The following is an 18,168-nucleotide window of genomic DNA, read 5'->3' as shown; positions in this document are numbered from 1 at the left end:
ATTGAGGAGAATACAGTGCCGTTACGAGTTATTTTATTAGGTTTGCCGGGAGCCGGTAAGGGCACTCAAGCAGATTTTATTGCGAAACACTTGGACATTCCAAAGATTTCGACGGGTGATATGTTGCGAGCCACCGTTAAAGGCAAAACACCCTTGGGATTAGAAGTTAAAAAAATAATGGAAAGCGGGGGACTTGTTTCGGATGAAATTATGATTGCTCTGGTAAAAGAACGAGTGAAGCTCCCTGATTGTCACAAGGGTTATTTACTGGATGGATTTCCGCGAACGCTTGCGCAAGCGGATGCGCTGAATGCAGCAGCTATCAAAATCGACTTGGTGATTGAGATTGATGTACCCGAAGAAGAAATTATTGAACGGATGACGGGACGGTTGATTCACCCTGCCTCAGGGCGGACGTACCATCGCCGTTACAATCCTCCAAAAATGGCGGATAAGGATGATGTGAATGGCGAACCGTTGATTCAACGTGCAGACGACCGTGAAGAAACTGTTCGTCATCGTTTAGCGGTTTATCGGAAGCAGACAAGCCCCCTGAGTGATTACTATGCACAATGGGAAAAATCGGGTGATTCACAAGCACCAAAATATTTCTGTATTTCTGGTTTGGGAAGCATGGAAAAAGTGCGTGAGCGGATTTTTCGGGTATTTGAAGCTTAGACCTAGAATGCGAACGTATGTATTTTTGATAATTAGGAGGGTTTTTATGGCCATCACGGAATTAACGCAATCCAATTTCGATAACGTCGTTTCACAGAACGATTTGATCATCATCGATTTTTTAGCTACCTGGTGTGCGCCTTGGTTACCTTTTACAAAGGTTGTTGAAGAGGTTGAAAAGGATTATCCTAGGGAAGGATACAAACAAAAATCCAACGAATAACGGGCTTTTCAGTCGACCTAAGCACTACGCTGTTTTGTGTGGACGGCCTCGTCTTCGACGAGCATTTATCGCTTTTGAAGCGGACTTTTTTTGGACGACCGTGTCCGTGTTTCGTCGCAGATATTTTACGTGGGCGGCCGCTTCCTTTTTTACGAGTAGCTTTTTTACGTCCTCTTTTAGACGACACTCTCGCTTTTTTTGGAAGCAGCTACTTTTCGACCGGCTTCTTTTCGGAGTTTAGCAAGTTTACGGCTTGCATCTTTCTTCACTTTGGTTAGTTTCTTTTGAGTAGTGCGTAATTTCCTACGGGCTTGATCTTGCTCTTTCGAAACTTTTCCAAGTGCTACAGTATTTGCCGAAGTAGACTGCCCTTTTGAACGTCTTCGATAACGATTGGTTTTTCTTTTTTTTTGCTGGCATCTTTTTCCCCCTGATTTCCCTGATTAGCCAATAAAAAACGACGGCCGCATCATTTTACATAAAACATTAAAAAATTTAAAACACTAAGTGCATAAACTGCTAGAGTTTATTTGCAATTCTACTGTGCTGGCTAGAATCGTGCTCTGCTCTCACGTACTTCTATAAATACACTTACACTGCTGGAGGACTGCTGGAGGTCCTCGTAAGTCAATGAATTTTCACTTAGCCTAGTGAATTTCTGGATTTAATCCTCATTTTCATTCCAATCCTGCTACCGGAGATCTATAAATCGTAGGAAAATTGAGATTTTTAATAGTAAATTCGCCTGAAAATGATAAAATTTTGCTGTTTTTGTTTTAAGGACGAAGTTTTAATTTTGATGTGGAGTTCGATGATTTACGCAAATGAATTGGGAGTCATTGGAGATTGGCAGACCATCGATCATCAAACAAATCAGCCCTCCAGTATGATCCATATTTGGAAGTGGAAGAGCAGATTTTATGGAAAAGTCGCTAAAATCTTTTCGGAAAACGGCTATAAAGTTACGGATCGCTACTGGGCTTGTAAAGGAAAATTTTTGGGTAAACGTATTCTAGATTCTAGGGATGACGATATTAGCTGATTTTGTCGCAGCGAACTCGAATGAATATAACGATGGACGGATTTTGGACTCCACCTCAGGAGCAATTTACCATTGTCATATGACGCTAATCGACGGTTGGCGCCAATTATAAATGTTAGGGGTTATTGGTTTGCCATGGATAGGGCGTAGTGATGTTTGGCGTTGTTTACATCCTTAGAAACGGCTCAAATTGATGGCGAGATTTGCATGTTTGAATATGACATTATTTTTTCTATTTTCCTCATCTTTGTCGGAGCAGCTGTCCTTTCGACTTTTGCTTTGATGACTCGCCAATCGATGCTGGTTGCCTACATGCTATTGGGCATTTTGTTAGGACCCTGGGGATTAAAGCTCATCGCTAATATCGATATGCTTCGTACTGTCAGCGATGTTGGTATTATCTTCTTGTTATTTCTTTTAGGACTGAACTTGCCTCCCCAAAAGTTAATAACTATGTTTACGAAAATTAAATGGGTGGCACTGATTAGTTCAATTGTTTTCGCAGCCACAGGTTACGGGATCGCCTATTTTTTTAATTATCCGGTAGTCGAATGCCTGGTTATCGGCGGCGCCATGATGTTTTCCAGCACGATTATTGGCATCAAGTTGCTGCCCACAACTATCCTGCATCATCAGCATACGGGTGAGGTCATGATTAGTGTGTTGTTACTGCAGGATTTGATTGCCATTGCGGTTTTATTTTTACTGCATGGGGCGGGAAGACATGGAAAGATTCTGGTCGATATCGCGCTCGTTTTATTAGGTTTTCCCGCTGTTTTGATTTTCGCTTATTTGTTTGATCGGTTTGTTTTATTTCCCCTGTTTTCTAAATTCAATCGTATAAAGGAATACCTCTTTTTATTAGCTATCGCATGGTGTTTGGGCATGGCGCAATTGGCTGCTTCATTAGGGTTATCTGGAGAAGTTGGTGCTTTTATTGCTGGAGTCAGCCTTGCATCGAGACCGGTTTCAGTTTATATATCCGAAAGTTTAAAACCGGTGCGGGATTTCTTTTTAGTTCTGTTTTTCTTTTCGGTGGGGGCCACGTTTGACCTTCAGTTTTTACCGGGCGTCATTATTCCCGCCCTAATTTTACTTGTGTTATTAATGGCTATAAAGCCTGTGATTTACCGATTGTTATTACGATGTGTGGGTGAGTCTAAACAAGTATCATGGGAAGTGGGGATACGATTAGCACAAATTAGTGAGTTTTCCCTGATTATTGCTTATATGGCCTTGAGTAATCATTTAATTGCTAATAAAGCTACTTCGCTGATTGAAACCATAACAATATTATCCTTTATCGTTTCTTCTTATTGGGTAGTGATGAAATACCCAACTCCCCTAGCCACTTCTGATCGCTTGCGACGAGATTGATTTCGGCATTTGCTATAGGTCAAAAGATAAGCGAAAATGGACGCGGCTAAGTGTTTACGATGAGGACAAATTGTCATGGCTTTGACCGTTGTTTTATTGTGCTTGGTTATTCAGCGATGGTTACATTTTGATAGATATACCAGGCAATACAATTGGTTTGAACCCTATTACCAATGGTTGAAGGCACGTTTTGGTCGAACTTTACATTGGAACGGGTTTGGCGGGGTGGCGATCATTATTCTCCCGGTCGTGTTTACCTATATATTACTTGCTCTTTTCATTTGCCGTACGTTGACCATTGTAGGATACTATTTTTTAACCGTTGCTGTGTTATGGTATTGCATGGATATGCGCTCCCTTGCTGAATCCCAAAGTGAAGCGGTAGTGCAGAAGGTGCTGATTCATGTTTATGAGCGTGTTTTTGCTTTGATTTTTTGGTTATTGATCTTAGGCTCAACTGGTGTCGTTCTTTATACGTTAGTCATAACATTACGGCAATTTTTAGAAAAATGTCCCGTGGAGAACAGTGAAGAAGGAACAAGGCTGCTTTCAGCGGTCGCTATCGTTCAAGACGTGTTAGATTGGCTTCCATTGCGGTTGATCGGTATTACCTTCGCCCTTGGCGGCCATTTTTCTCCAACCTTCGCCTTATGGCGGCCAAAAGTATTAACTGGAATTGATAAGACGCCACACCTAGCGGCAGCCTGTGGTTTGACCGCATTAGATATGAATAAAGAAACGAAACTTTTATCTTTAGAAGAATTAAAAAGTCTTGATGGATTGATTAGTCGTGCTTTATGGATATGGCTTGTTGTAATTGCGCTGTTTACAATTGGGCGATGGATTAGTTAGATTAAGGCCCCTTAAGTGTTGCTTCAAGAATAGGTAATTAAGCTATGGTTGCGAAAAACATTAACCTTCAAGATATTGACCCTGTTGAAACTCAGGAATGGAAGGGAGCGCTTGATTCCGTTGTTGAATACGAAAACGTGGACCGTGCTGGGTTCATTTTAGAAAAATTGTTAGCACATGCCCGAAAAGTTGGTGTTTCAGTTCCGACTGGCATTCACACTCCTTATCTGAATACTATTCCTACCGAGACAGAAGCTCAACTAGCGGATGATGAAATTAAAGTAATGCAACGCTTAACGAATTACTTGCGTTGGAATGCCTTGGCAATGGTGATGCGAGTGGGCCGTAAAAAAGCGGGGTTGGGTGGGCATCTTTCTAGTTACGCGTCGATGGCGACTTTATTTGAGGTCGGCTTAAATTATTTCTTTCGGGCGGATGATTTAGTCTTTTTCCAGGGACATTCGGCAGAGGGTATTTATGCGCGCGCTTTCTTGGAAGGGCGCCTTAGTGAACGAGATTTAATACATTTTCGTCAAGAAGCTTTGACAAAGGGGATTTCTTCTTATCCCCACCCCTTTTTAATGCCTGATTTTTGGCAATTCCCGACGGTTTCGATGGGCCTTGGACCCTTAATGGCGATTTATCAGGCCCAACTATTGAAATATTTGCATCATCGAAAGTTGGTAGATACGGCAGGGCGAAAAATATGGGCTTTTTGTGGTGATGGCGAGACGGGAGAACCCGAGACTTTAGGTGGTCTATTAGTAGCGACCCGTGAGAAATTAGATAATCTCATTTTTATCGTTAATTGCAATTTACAGCGTCTTGATGGCCCGGTATCCGGTAACGGTAAAATTATCCAAGAATTGGAGGGGCTTTTTCGGGGCGCCGGATGGCGAGTAATCAAAGTTATTTGGGGTCAAGATTGGGAGCGACTGTTTAAGAGAGATAAATCCGGCTTGTTGTTAAAGCACGTTTCGGAAATGGTAGATGGTGAATACCAAGCGTGTTTTTCCAAAGACGGCACTCATTTGCGCCAGCATTTATTTGGAAAATATCCTGAATTGTTAGAACTTGTTTCTGATATGAGTGACGATGAATTAAAACGATTGACTGACGGCGGCCATGATCCGCAAAAAGTTTACGCCGCTTATACGGAAGCGATGAAAGATTGCGGAAAACCAACGGTAATCCTTGCTAAAACGGTGAAAGGCTATGGTTATGGGAAAGAAGGCGAATCCCAAAATATCGCTCATAATTTAGAGGAAATTAGCGAGGAGGGATTAAAAATCTTTCGCCAACGGTTTGAGTTACCCTTATCCGATAAACAATTAAGCGATCTTGAATTTTATAAACCTGATGACAATAGTCCAGAATTAAATTATTTACACAAACAACGTGAAAAATTAGGCGGACCTTTGCCCGCACGAGACGGAAGATTTGAATCGATAAAAACCCCAGATTTAAGCTTATTTGAACCTGTATTGAAAGGCACCGAGGAACGTTCTGTGTCAACGGGTGCGGCATTTTCGCGAATTATGGGGTTGATGTTGAAAGATAAAAATATTCGGGATCGTATCGTCCCTATTGTGGCGGATGAAGCTCGGACATTGGGTTTAGAAGGCTTGTTTCGACAAACAGGCATTTATGCTGTGGAGGGCCAAAAATATACGCCGGAAGATCAGAGTAAATTAATATATTATCGCGAAGACAAGACAGGGCAACTTTTACAGCAGGGAATTTCAGAAGCGGGGGCAATGGCCAGTTGGATAGCAGCAGCTACTTCCTTTTCGAATAATAGCTACACTTTAATTCCTGTCTATACTTATTACGCCATGTTTGGATATCAGCGTGTCGGTGATTTGGTATGGGCTGCTGCCGACATGCACACTCGCGGTTTTATTTTGGGTGGATTGGCAGGTAGGACCACTTTGCCGGGTGAAGGCTTACAGCATCAGGATTCTCATAATTTATTAATGTTTAGCATGGTACCGACGTGTTGTTCCTATGACCCTGCTTTTGGGTACGAATTGGCCGTGATTATTCAAGATGGTTTACGTCGCATGTACCAAGATAAGGAAAATGTTTTTTATTATATTACACTGATGAATGAAAGTTATCAGCATCCTCCCATGCCAAAAGGGGTGGAAGAAGGCATAGTCAAGGGGATGTATTTATTTAAACAAGGTAATGGAAAATTATCTAAGCGAGTTCAATTGTTAGGTGCGGGTGCTATCTTACGTGAAGTCATTGCCGCGTCCGAAATTTTAGAAGAACGATTTAAAGTCGCTGCGGATGTGTGGAGCGTGCTAAGCTTTAATTTGTTACGACATAACATTGAATCAGTAGGTCGTTATAATCGTTTGCATCCCGATACCGCGCCAAAACGAAGTTATGTTCAAAAATGTTTGGATAACCAAAAAGGTCCAGTGATCGCCGCGACGGATTATGTGAAATTGCTTGCTAATCAAATCCGAGAAGCTGTTAAACAACCGTATTATGTATTAGGCACCGACGGTTTTGGACGAAGTGACACGCGACCCGCTCTGCGTGATTTCTTTGAAGTCGACGCTAAAATGGTAGCCTATACCGCATTGAAAGCGTTAGCGGATCAAAACGAATTTGCAAAGGATCAACTCCTATCAGCTATGAAAAAACTAGGCGTCGATCCTAACCGTCCCGACCCCTGGACCGTATAAGAGTAGCCCGTTGGAGTGAAGCGAAATACGGGGGGGATAACGACGCAATTCCCGTATTTCGTTTCGCTCATACGGGCTACTGGAATAACGAAGTGGGAGTAGAGGAGAAAACACTGTGGAAAATCGCATTGAACAAATAACCATACCCGATCTTGGCGGCGTATCTGAAGTGGATGTCATCGAAGTTTTAGTAAAGCCGGGTGACACCGTTGCCAAAGAAGACGGACTAATCACTTTAGAAGGCGACAAAGCCTCAATGGATGTGCCTTCGCCGTTGGGGGGTACCATCAAGGAGTTTCAAGTAAAAGTCGGCGACAAAGTCAAAGAAGGTGATAAAATTTTAACGCTTGAAGTGAGCGCGGAAGAAGAAAAGTCTGCAAAAGAAGAAAAGAAAAAAGCCACTGAAATAAAAGAAGACGAAGCTGAGGAAGTTGAGGGTTTTGGAAAAAGCGTTCACGCGGGCCCTGCCGTGCGAGGTATTGCGCGTGAATTTGGTATCGATTTAACAAAAATTAAAGGAACTGGCCAAAAAGATCGAATTTTAAAAGAGGACGTGCAGGAATTTGTAAAAGAACAGTTAAAAGTAGCTGAATGTAAAAGTGGTACCGCTTTTCCGCCAGCGCCTAGAATTGATTTTAAAAAATTTGGCGACATCGAAGAAAAACCCCTTTCAAAAATTAAAAAAGCAACTGGCGTAAATTTAGGCCGTAATTGGATGACTATCCCGCATGTCACCCAATTTGGCGAAGCCGATATCACAGAGCTTCAGGTATTTCGTCAAAGTCAAAAAGAATACGCCGCCAAACAAAACGTGCGATTGACTCCTTTAGTTTTTATCATTAAGGCTGTCGTTAACGCGCTTAAAGAATTTCCTCATTTTAATGCTTCATTGGACCACACGGGTGAGCATTTAATTTTAAAAAAATATTTTCATATCGGCGTAGCGGTTGACACACCAGAAGGTTTGGTAGTCCCTGTTATTCACGATGCGGACAGAAAAGGATTATTTGAGTTGGCTAAAGAACTGGATGATGTTAGTGAAAAAGCGCGGAAAAAAATGTTAAATATGAATGATATACAAGGCGGCTGTTTTAGCATATCAAACTTAGGCGGAATTGGAGGCACAGCGTTTACGCCGATCGTTAATACGCCGGAAGTGGCGATTTTGGGTGTTTCTAAAATGCAGTGGAAGCCGATTTGTAATGAAGCCGGTGATTGTAAAACGCGACTGATGTTGCCCTTGAGTCTTTCCTACGACCACCGAGTGATCGATGGCGCCGATAGCGCGCGGTTTATCGTTTATTTAGCTGAACGGTTATCGGATATCAGAACCTTATTAATGTAAAACGAGGAAAAAATGACAAAAGAAATTACAACTGAAGTGCTGGTGTTAGGCAGTGGCCCTGGTGGCTACGCGGCTGCATTTCGCGCAGCTGATCTAGGTAAAAAAGTGGTTTTAGTCGAACGGTATGAAATCATCGGTGGCGTTTGTTTAAACGTCGGCTGTATTCCTTCAAAAGTATTATTGCACATTGCAAAAGTGATTGATGATGTGAAAGACATGTCTTCTTTGGGTATCCTTTTGGGGGAATCGGCATTAGAAATTGAGAAGATCCGCGTGTGGAAGGAAAGCGTCGTTAAAAAATTAACGGGCGGTTTAAAAATGATGGCCAAACAACGCAAAGTGGAAATTATTACCGGCTATGGAAAATTTTCTTCCTCTAATGAATTAGCCGTTGAGAGTAAAGAAAAAAGCGTTACGAAAATTAAATTTGATCAAGCGATTATTGCTGTCGGTTCCCTGCCAGTTAAATTGCCTTTTATTCCCAATGATCCCCGCATTATGGATTCGACGGGCGCTTTAGAGTTAGAAGATGTGAAAGGTCATCTTCTAGTTTTGGGTGGCGGGATTATCGGTTTGGAAATGGCAACGGTGTACCATGCGTTAGGTACTAAAATCAGCGTCGTTGAAATGATGGATCAATTGATCCCAGGCGCAGACGCCGACGTCGTTAAACCGTTACACCAACGCATTCAAAAGCGTTATGAAGAAATTTTACTGAAAACCAAAGTGACGAAAATTGAACCTAAGAAGGATGGGTTGTACGTCACTTTTGAAGGCAAAAATGCGCCTAAAGAACCTAAAAAATACGATCGTATTTTAGTGGCTATTGGCCGTTCTCCCAACGGGAAATTAATTGACGCCGAAAAAGCCGGTGTAAAAGTCGATGACAGAGGATACATCATTGTCGACCAACAAATGCGGACTAATGTTTCGCACATTTACGCCATTGGTGATCTGGTTGGGCAGCCGATGTTAGCGCATAAAGCCACTTACGAAGGCCGATTGGCGGCTGAAGTGATTACAGGCAAAAAACATTGCAATGACACGCGCTGCATTCCTACTGTTGCTTATACTGATCCCGAGGTAGCCTGGGTTGGTTTAACGGAAACCCAAGCTAAAGAGAATGGCATTAAGTATGAAAAAGGCGTCTTCCCGTGGGTAGCTAGCGGGCGTGCATTATTATTAAACCGCAGCGAAGGGTCCACTAAGTTACTATTTGATGAAAAAGGAACAGTCATTGGCGGCGGTATTGTCGGCGTGAACGCCGGTGATTTAATTTCCGAAGTTGCCTTAGCAATAGAAATGGGCTGTGATGCCGAAGACGTTAGCCTAACAATTCATCCCCACCCGACATTATCGGAAACGGTTATGATGGCGTGCGAGATGTTTGAGGGGACGATTACGGATTTGATTCCACCTAAAAAAGATAAGTAAAGGATGATAGATTTTTGGTGCTTTCGTAAATTACGATGAAGTTTTACGCAGCACCATATTTTAATTTTCTCAATGCGTTATCCGATAGAGTACGAGCCAGTGCGTTTAGTGTGGCCTGTTCTGATGACATTATCGAGAATGGCGAACGTGCTTGGCTGAAAAATTTTGTTAATTCAAAAGCGTTCTTAACATTTCTAAGCCGATTTTTTGGGGAGTAATTTAGTTTAGGGCTTGGTATTTTGATGCGTTCTATTTGATTCAAAAATAAAGGGAGGCGGAATTGTTTGGCAATGGATTTAGCGATTTCCAAGGCTTGATTACATCCTCGTTTTTGTAAGCGTTTTCGGTGGAGTGGTATTAGAATTAGAGCTTCAGATAAAGTCTTATTTCGTCTTTTCTTAATTTTTTCGTAAAACGTGTCGAAAAAAAATCGTGAATAGAAGGAGTTCCTGATGAAATTTCAGCTCCATGATAAGATTCTTAATAGGTTTACTATAGCGAAATAAAATCAGTTATTTATCAAAATTATTTTCATTTCATCGCAACGTGGCACGACAAACTTCGCATAAGATTGCCTGACAAAAAATCATAACAAAAAATACAGTGGAGAGGGATTAAATAGTGTCAAGGAGTTATTGTAGAAAAACATGTAAGGAACGCGTAAATGGAAACGTAATGTTGCTTATTCAGCTAATTTTAATTCGTCATTCCCTCGCAGGCACCTAGAGCTCAACTTAAGGGGGCGAAGTAAAGAGGGAATATCAAGTGGTTGAAAAGATGTCCGTCGTTCCCGTGCGTGGGCCGTCTACTGACAGACAAAGAATCGAGGGCTTTCACAGCCGAAGTCACGGGAGTCCCGGCTAAAAGGCTAAGAAAAGCACCATCGGTGTTTTTCTTAGCCCCTAGTCTTTTAGGTCTCCTCCTGACTCCGCCGTGAAGGTTTTGTATGCTTCAATAATACAGCAGATGCCCCGCGGAGGGCGACGGGGTTTAAGTTTTTCACGCTTCACCACGGGTGGGTAATGATAGAGGCCCCTTGTATCAAGGATCTTTGAAAGGAACAAGGCGAAAGAGAAGCATCAACTTTACAGTCATTAGGGGTTTATGCTTAAGTTGATGGCTAGGTGCGCAGGCGGGGATGATAATGTTTTTTAGAAATTAAGACGAAGAAAAAACAACTTAGAATGGGAAGACTTACTTATATTAAGGTTTGTTTAAAAACACCGCCTTGGAAATAAATAATAGCACAAATAAATTAAAGCAAAGTTACACCAATGTCCAAAACACAGTTCCAAGTTGACCAAAAGGCCGTTAAGAAAGCTTTACAAGCGGCTGCGCGGACTTATGACAATGTGGGGGTGGTGCCGAAAGCCATTGCGGATCGCTTGTTGGAGCGATTGGACTTTATTCGGTTGAATCCTCTTTGCGTTGTAGATGTAGGAGCTCGAACAGGGTATGCAACGCAGCAGTTGGAAGAGCGGTATCGGGAAGCGATAGTCGCGGGTTTGGATTTATCCGTTGCGATTCTGCAAGCGGCGTCTTCAAAAATGATTGCGGGAGAATATACGGCTTTCCCGTTCGCCGATCAATCCGTTGATTTAATTTTTTCTAATCTCGCTTTTCAATGGTCCAGTGATTTCCAGCAAACGCTGCAAGAATGTCATCGGGTTTTAAAGCCGGGAGGACTTTTACTTTTTAGTATGGTTGGCCCGGATACATTGAAGGAGCTGCGCTCGAGTTTCGCGGATGGTCACCGTCACGTGCACCCTTTTTGTGATATGCACAACATCGGCGATATGCTGACTCAATTGCGTTTTACCCACCCCGTGATGGATATGGAGCGACTTACCGTCCATTATTCTTCGGTATCGCGGTTAGTTAAAGATTTAAAACAATTGGGCGCCCAGAATGCCTCTCAAGATCGCCTCAAGGGGTTGATGGGGAAAACCCAATGGCGACAAATTCTAAGAAATTATGAGAATTGCCGTGAGAAAAATGGTGCATTGCCAGCCACGGTAGAAGTTATTTATGGGCATGCTTTTGGTGCCGAGAGTAATTTATTTGAAACCGCGAATGGAGAAGTGACGGTTCCCATTGATAAGATTATAAGAAGAAATTAATTAATCCGTTTTGGTTTCTAGTTCAAAGGGAACTAGCGTTTCTGCCCCATCTTGGTTTATTAAGACCTTCACTTTTTGCTCTGCCTCCGATAAAGCTTGTTGGCACGACCGAACCAGGGCGAGCCCTCTTTCAAAATTTTGTAGGGATTCTGTCAGCGTTAAGTTGCCTTGCTCCAGTTTTTCGACCAATGTTGTTAATTCATTTAACGAGGCTTCAAAGTTGAGGTTTTCAGTTTTTCTACGAGGCATAACGAAAGTCTATTAGTAGTTATTTTGCCCATTGCGTTAGCGAGGACATCACGGGCTAGTTTGACATCTTTTTCGCCCACATACAACTCGATTTTCTCCAGCGGCTTGGTTGAAAGGAGATGATTTTTGAGCTCACAATAAATGCCATTGTTTTCAAGCAGGACTTTTGCGCTATAGGCATCAAAACGGCGTCTGTGTAGCTTTCAATCATAATCATAGGGCTTCCCTCTCTATTAATTAAGGTAAATATCAATAAGCTAACTCAGTTCACTTTTTTCTCCAACGCTTGTGTTGCAGAAGAAAGCAATGATTGCTTCTGCATCATGAGTTTGCGAAAAAACTTCATGCCAATTGCCAATAGCAAAAAAAGGGTTCAGGCGTTTTTAAGCAATAAATTTTATCAACCTCGGCGCTTAATTGTTAGATTGTTGATTCTGGTGCTACCGGGACTGCCCCATCCCTTAACGTTGGCAACCCAGTTTTTTGAGAGTCTTAATAGCCACTCGTATCGTCGCGCTAGTTGCGGATGCCATCGTCGATAAGAAGTGCCGTTTGGTCTTTTTTGATAGAGGCATCACCACGATAACGGCAATTACGTTCGTTCAAAATAACCGTTTGTTCTGCTTTTAGCTGGTCGATTATGGCTCGTGAAATCCCTAAATGGCGGATAATATCTTCTAAAACTTCGACGTCGCCGGACGCAAAGCGCCCATCGCTAGCCCCTCTTGGGTTGGAACCCTAATCTTCGAACTAAAAAGACATACAACTGCAAATGAAGCGCTTGAGCTATTTCGAACCCAACGGGTACGCGGCCCCTGGGGAAAAGCTAGCACGACGGTATTTTTTATAAGGTTGTAATAAATTAACGAGCTGTTGTCCTACGTATTTACAGTCTTTGAAGTGCATATCAAGGTCTTTTTTAATAAGCCTATCTTTTGGTTATAGTAAAATCTGATTTGTTCATTTTCTGTTAAATTTCATGCGCCAATATCTCTTAGATTTTTAAGAATAACCCATTAGTGAGAATATGCAAAGTCCTGTTAGGTTCAAAGGTCGTTATTTATTTATTGTTTAATAGTATAGAAAACTTGTCGGAGGAATCAGTATATGCATCTATTGCAACGTTTACATTGGAATACGTGCTTTAGATGGAGACCAACTTTTGTCGAAAATAGAGAAGGAAAAGATCGAGAAGGCACGAGCTATTACTGAGTCATTGAAGATAAAAGTGAATGGTTTACTCGACCCCGAAAATCTGGAGGGTCATTATGCTTTGTATGAAGGGTAAGATTGTAATTACATAATCTCTATAACTTACAATAAGCCAGAAAAGGATAGAGAGGAGAGTATTAACAAGTATTTGGAACCTTCGCGACCATAAAAAATACGGATTTTAAGAAATTACTTATAAATAGAATGATAAAAGAATTAGGTGCCCATCTTGAAATCTGGGATGTGGAAAAATCTGGTAACAAAAACCGTATCCAAGTAATCAAAGAAATTAATAAACGTTTGAAACCGTTAGCGGAAAATAAAATTTCAAATAGCCTGTCCGATCACAGTGTGAAACTAGACGAATATTTGAAAATTACAGTAAAATACGTAGAAATCAATTCGAAAAAGCCGGGAGTGTCATGGTAATGTTTATTCTTAAATGTAATACGTCTTAGATTAATAGAAGACACGGAAAAATATCTTTAGATTGATGAACAAAAAACTCAAAAAGAATCTGACGAGCAATCCTCTGAAGAAAAGAAATTTTCTTTTAATAGTTCTACATTTTTTCGTTACAAAAAACGAAAAGGAAAGAGAGTGAATCAGAATCTGAAAAAGAAATTCTTTCTAATAAAAAAGGAAATTAATGAAATGAAATAATTGATGGGATTATTTGATTGCAATTTATCCGTGCGACATTTAAAGTTACTTCTCATTTGAGAGGGCATTCTGCCAAAAGAGATTGAAAAAATATAAATAATTTACTGAATTACTCCTTCAATGAAAGTCAAACTAAATTTTAGTTGTCAATGGACTTGCAAGGTATGTCGGATTTTACTTTTCAAGTTAAAGCGTGAGAAGTTTGGAATGCGATCGGAGGCTTGAGCAGTTTAATCGAAAAATTCCCCATACGTTAACGTTATGCCAGTGGCGTGCCACTCGATCTATATAACTTTTTGTTTCAAAAGCATAAAGAATATGAACTGAGTTTGGAAGAAAAGGTCTTTGAAGAGATCATTTCTTTGTATTTATGGGTGGTCAATGATATTTGTCATAATAATATTTCCGATGGCCGTTATGACGGAAATGTAAAGTAGACCCACTGAAAAAGAACACGGCGAATAATTCTTCATAAATGCATTATACCTTTTTTAATGGAAGGATTTGGGATGATGAAGTCACCTTAACGAAAAAATTGCAATGCTCAATGGACGCTTATCTGCATGAAATCAGCCGTTTAGTTTAGTCAGGAAAGGAAGATGGTAGGGATGCAGTCCATGAAGACCAGCATTCTCACGGCAGAATCTTATTACAAATTTTCGGCCCTGAGTTTTTCTTTTTATCTGAACTGAATACTCTTTCGAAAGTGTTGCTTCAAGGTATTTCTTTATCTTATAGAGCAATCTTATCCAAAGAATCGCCGCAATTGCTTGAACAGCAATCTTCGCCAAAAGCTTTAAAAGAATATCGACAAATATTGGAAAATTATCTGGACCCAATAGCGTACTGCAAATTGGCAATGACTTTGAGACTCTTATGTGACGATGCTGCGAAACAAAACAGCCGTACTGAACCGTTAAATCGATACCGATTGAACTAAAAAACGGTGTGGAGTTATTTTGTATTTGTCTAAAAACCTACATAAAAAATGCTTTGAGCTAAGGAAAAAACCGCTGCGATTGAAATGGGTTTGTATGCTAAAATAATAGAGGTTGTGTCAGTGTCAAAGAGCAGCAAGGGGCGTAACAAAATAGTCGCAGTATCGAGTTGTATTCAGTATTTTATAAGTACGTCGATTGGCTTAGTGGGAAACCAAAAACTTGCCGCGCTCAAGCGTTAGTTCCGTTTTTTATAGAGAAAATGTTTTTCTGTAAAACCGGGCTCTGATTTTGTTATCATGACTAGAAAGGGAGGTCATTCATGTCGATGAAAGCGCTTGAAATTTTAAGACAAACTTTTGGATATAAAAATTTCCGTCCGCTGCAAGAGAAAATTATTAACAGTGTTATAGCTGGTGAAGATAATTTTGTTCTGATGCCAACGGGCGGTGGGAAGTCGTTGTGTTATCAAATACCTGCACTCGTGCGAGAAGGGGTGGGTATTGTTGTTTCTCCGCTCATTTCCTTAATGCAGGATCAAGTTCAAGCTTTAAGTGCCAACGGAGCGGCGGCGGCTCTTTATAATTCTACGTTGACGGAAGCCGAAGCGCGCAAAAATTTAGCTCGATTGCATAATAATGAATTGGATTTTCTTTATATTGCTCCTGAGCGGTTAATGACTAAATCATTTCTATCGCGCTTAAGGGAAGTGAAATTAGCCTTAGTGGCTATCGACGAGACTCACTGTGTTTCGCAGTGGGGTCATGATTTTCGACCGGAATATTTACGGTTGGGTGAGTTACGCGAATATTTTCCAAAAGTTCCGTTCATAGCACTCACCGCCACGGCGGATAAGCAAACTCGACAAGATATTTTGCAACGTTTGCGATTAACAAAGGCGAATGTCTACATCGCAAGCTTTAATCGTCCAAACATCCGTTATACATTGTTAGAAAAGAAAAAACCATACAACCAATTAGTCAACTTTTTAAAAGATCGAAAAGTTGATTTTGGTATTGTTTATTGTTTGAGTCGCAACCGAGCGGAGGAAGTTGCTGCTAAATTGCAAGCGGATGGGTATTCCGCTTTTCCCTATCACGCTGGGCTCCCTGCGGCTCAGCGTGGAAAAACCCAAGAAGCCTTTCAGCGTAATGATGTTAACATCATTGTGGCAACCATTGCTTTCGGAATGGGAATTGACAAACCCAATGTTCGTTTCGTGGTGCATTATGATTTGCCAAAGCATATTGAGGGTTATTATCAGGAAACTGGCCGAGCTGGGCGAGACGGTCTTCCTTCTGAAGCATTATTGCTTTACGGTTTGCGTGATATTTCTGTTATCAAAAATTTTATTGAAAATGGAAATAATGAGCTCCGCAAACGGATCGAATTGTATAAATTAAATTGCATGTCTACTTTTGCAGAAGCGCGGACTTGCCGCCGCCGTGTATTGTTAAACTATTTTAATGAATCGTTGATTGAAGATTGCGGTAATTGCGACATTTGTTTAAATCCCCCTGAAATCTACAATGGTACTATTGAAGCGCAAAAGGCATTGTCCTGTGTCTATCGTGTCCAAGAACGTTATGGCGTTAACTATGTCATCGATGTGCTTCGTGGTAAGGATGATCGACGAATTAAGCGCGCCGGCCATGATCGTTTATCTACCTATGGTATTGGTAAGGAATTAAGCCAGAACGAATGGTATAGCGTTTTTCGTCAATTAATTCATCTGGGTTATCTGGAACAGGATTTGGCTAACTATTCTATTTTGCGATTAACACCATTGGCTCGTTCGATTTTGCGAGGGAAGGAAACACTCATTCTTGCAAAACCGCGCGAGAAATATAATGTTTTGAAGAAAATACAAAGCGTCGAAAGCAAATTCATCGGCGTCATCACCTTATAATGTCGGACTCTTTGAGAAGCTTAATGATTTACGTAAAGCGATTGCTCGAGAGTCGCGGGTTGCTTCTTTCATAATTTTCAACGACGCCAAGCTATTTCTTCACTTAATTAGGGAGCACCAGCAATAATAGCTTTCTTTTGTTTCTAAATTTTCTTACAATTTACAGAGTTTATTTTAAATAAGGAAAAACAATGGCAATAAAAAAGAAAACTTTTTCTCGAAAAAAATTCATATCCAGGAAAACTGGAAAGTCAAAAACAAAGGTGGCCGCGGTCAAAGAGCGGATGACGAAATCGCAAATACTTGCTCACTTGGCTGAAAGAACCGAGCTGAAAAAAAAGCAAGTGACAATGATATTTGAAGCTTTATCGGATTTAACGCATGCTCATCTCAAAAAAGGAGGAGCGGGTGAGTTCGTTGTTCCAGGTCTTTGCAAATGCAGTGTAAAACGGAAGCCTGCCATCAAAGCACGTAAGGGAATTAACCCTTTTACAGGAGAACCCATGATGTTTAAAGCCAAACCTGCTAAGAACGTCGTTAAAATTCGTCCACTCAAACGACTTAAAGAAATGGTTGAATAGGGAGAAATTAAGTGAGAAAACCAAGAAGATCAGCTGCTCTTAAAAAAGCTGAAGAAGCGGTAAAAAAATTACAAGCACGGCTGAAAAAAGCAGAAGTAAAGGTCAAAAAAGAATTAAATAATGTTAAAAAGTCTAAGCAAGTAAAAAGAGTAACTAAAAAATCAGGCCGGCCGTTGAAGAAGAAGATTTCAGTGAAGAGAAGGAAATGCTCTTCTGCTAAAGTGACTCAAAAGATTCGAAAAAAATAGGCCGTCGTTCCAAAGCTTGATTTGAAGTGGAAGTAATTTTACAGAAAGAAATCTCTGGCCCTTGTGCCAGAAACAAGAGCGGTAGAGTTCCCAAGGGGAGTCATGCACTGCTTCTCTTCAGTCGGCATTGTTGCGGGTTTCCTGTGCAGGCAAAATTTAAATCAAAAAGGAAAAAATCTTAGCCGCAAGTGACCAAGATTTTTAAATCAGGTTTTTGAGATTCTGCTACTGGACAGTAGGAGAGGGAGGCAGCAGCCACCCTCCCAGCATTGAGCTAAAAGGATGATAAATTTAACGGACCTCGTTTCCCTCGTTCACGTTGTCGCTATCAATACAACTAATTTTGAAGATGACCTCAAAACCCCTTCATTCCCTTATGGCCTTTATTGATTTCTATTTTAAAAAAATAACCCTTTCTATTGGTTTAGCTAGAAGATTTAGCGGATAAAACCTCCAGATTTCCTGAATTAGTACGATTTTTTTGATAATGAGAAAGTCATTAATTTCGGTGGTAATCGAGATTATAACAAAATCCGGCTTACTCAATTAAACCGACGCGATATCATCCGGATACTAGCAGCTAAAATTTATTATTTTG

Annotated in this window: 12 protein-coding genes and 6 pseudogenes; 14 read left to right on the top strand and 4 right to left on the bottom strand. The window is 41.0% G+C overall.

Annotated elements, in window-relative coordinates; translation table 11 throughout:
* Positions 1-15 precede the first annotated feature (15 nt).
* The 9 genes and pseudogenes from adk to bioC all read left to right on the top strand — a co-directional run bounded on the left by adk (position 16) and on the right by bioC (position 11,770).
* The gene (gene adk, locus FIV31_RS03290; protein ID WP_280123794.1) at positions 16-678 is read left to right on the top strand and encodes an adenylate kinase; all 663 of its coding nucleotides are present in this window, start codon (positions 16-18) and stop codon (positions 676-678) included.
* A gap of 46 nt (positions 679-724) precedes the next feature.
* Positions 725-868 (top strand): annotated as a pseudogene (locus FIV31_RS03285) (thioredoxin domain-containing protein); the annotation flags it as partial.
* Between the two features lie 844 nt (positions 869-1,712).
* Positions 1,713-2,121: pseudogene (locus FIV31_RS03275) on the top strand (DUF2147 domain-containing protein).
* A gap of 29 nt (positions 2,122-2,150) precedes the next feature.
* Positions 2,151-3,320 (top strand): cation:proton antiporter domain-containing protein, encoded by a 1,170-nt coding sequence (locus FIV31_RS03270; protein ID WP_280123804.1) that lies wholly within the window; start codon positions 2,151-2,153, stop codon positions 3,318-3,320.
* 75 nt (positions 3,321-3,395) lie between these two features.
* Positions 3,396-4,172 (top strand): regulatory signaling modulator protein AmpE, encoded by a 777-nt coding sequence (ampE, locus tag FIV31_RS03265; RefSeq protein WP_280123793.1) that lies wholly within the window; start codon positions 3,396-3,398, stop codon positions 4,170-4,172.
* A 44-nt stretch (positions 4,173-4,216) separates the two neighbouring features.
* Positions 4,217-6,871, top strand: coding sequence for a pyruvate dehydrogenase (acetyl-transferring), homodimeric type (gene aceE / locus FIV31_RS03260; RefSeq protein WP_280123792.1), 2,655 nt, complete (start codon positions 4,217-4,219; stop codon positions 6,869-6,871).
* Positions 6,872-6,986: 115 nt separating this feature from the next.
* Complete coding sequence (locus FIV31_RS03255) at positions 6,987-8,216, top strand: 2-oxo acid dehydrogenase subunit E2 (protein WP_280123791.1); 1,230 nt, start codon at positions 6,987-6,989, stop codon at positions 8,214-8,216.
* Between the two features lie 12 nt (positions 8,217-8,228).
* The gene (gene lpdA, locus FIV31_RS03250; protein ID WP_280123790.1) at positions 8,229-9,650 is read left to right on the top strand and encodes a dihydrolipoyl dehydrogenase; all 1,422 of its coding nucleotides are present in this window, start codon (positions 8,229-8,231) and stop codon (positions 9,648-9,650) included.
* Between the two features lie 1,274 nt (positions 9,651-10,924).
* Positions 10,925-11,770, top strand: coding sequence for a malonyl-ACP O-methyltransferase BioC (bioC, locus tag FIV31_RS03240; protein ID WP_280123789.1), 846 nt, complete (start codon positions 10,925-10,927; stop codon positions 11,768-11,770).
* Here the strand turns inward: bioC and FIV31_RS03235 are convergent, their stop codons facing one another.
* From FIV31_RS03235 to FIV31_RS03225, 3 genes and pseudogenes are all read right to left on the bottom strand, one after another.
* A complete protein-coding gene (locus tag FIV31_RS03235) occupies positions 11,771-12,019 on the bottom strand; it encodes an exodeoxyribonuclease VII small subunit (protein WP_280123788.1) in 249 nt (82 codons plus the stop codon). It abuts the gene before it with no gap.
* A 23-nt stretch (positions 12,020-12,042) separates the two neighbouring features.
* Positions 12,043-12,236, bottom strand: a pseudogene (locus FIV31_RS03230) (putative signal transducing protein); the annotation flags it as partial.
* 45 nt (positions 12,237-12,281) lie between these two features.
* Positions 12,282-12,925, bottom strand: a pseudogene (locus tag FIV31_RS03225) (phosphoribosyltransferase).
* A gap of 510 nt (positions 12,926-13,435) precedes the next feature.
* On the opposite strand from FIV31_RS03225, the gene FIV31_RS03220 reads away from it, so the two are divergent.
* Positions 13,436-13,660, top strand: a complete 225-nt coding sequence (locus FIV31_RS03220; RefSeq protein WP_280123787.1) for a hypothetical protein — start codon at positions 13,436-13,438, stop codon at positions 13,658-13,660.
* An 803-nt stretch (positions 13,661-14,463) separates the two neighbouring features.
* Here FIV31_RS03220 and FIV31_RS03215 read toward each other — a convergent pair.
* Positions 14,464-14,733, bottom strand: coding sequence for a hypothetical protein (locus FIV31_RS03215; protein WP_280123786.1), 270 nt, complete (start codon positions 14,731-14,733; stop codon positions 14,464-14,466).
* Positions 14,734-15,154: 421 nt separating this feature from the next.
* Here FIV31_RS03215 and recQ point away from each other — a divergent pair.
* From recQ to FIV31_RS03195, 4 genes and pseudogenes are all read left to right on the top strand, one after another.
* Positions 15,155-16,868, top strand: a pseudogene (gene recQ / locus FIV31_RS03210) (DNA helicase RecQ).
* Positions 16,869-16,932: 64 nt separating this feature from the next.
* On the top strand, positions 16,933-17,322 hold the full coding sequence (locus tag FIV31_RS03205) for an HU family DNA-binding protein (protein ID WP_280123785.1): 390 nt from the start codon (positions 16,933-16,935) through the stop codon (positions 17,320-17,322).
* Between the two features lie 11 nt (positions 17,323-17,333).
* Positions 17,334-17,590 (top strand): annotated as a pseudogene (locus FIV31_RS03200) (hypothetical protein).
* 478 nt (positions 17,591-18,068) lie between these two features.
* A partial coding sequence (locus FIV31_RS03195) for a hypothetical protein (protein WP_280123803.1) occupies positions 18,069-18,168 on the top strand: 100 nt, incomplete at its 3' end.

The organism is Coxiella endosymbiont of Ornithodoros amblus, from assembly GCF_019425495.1.
Classification (GTDB): Bacteria; Pseudomonadota; Gammaproteobacteria; order Coxiellales; family Coxiellaceae; genus Coxiella.
This window is presented reverse-complemented; position numbering and strand designations above follow the sequence as displayed.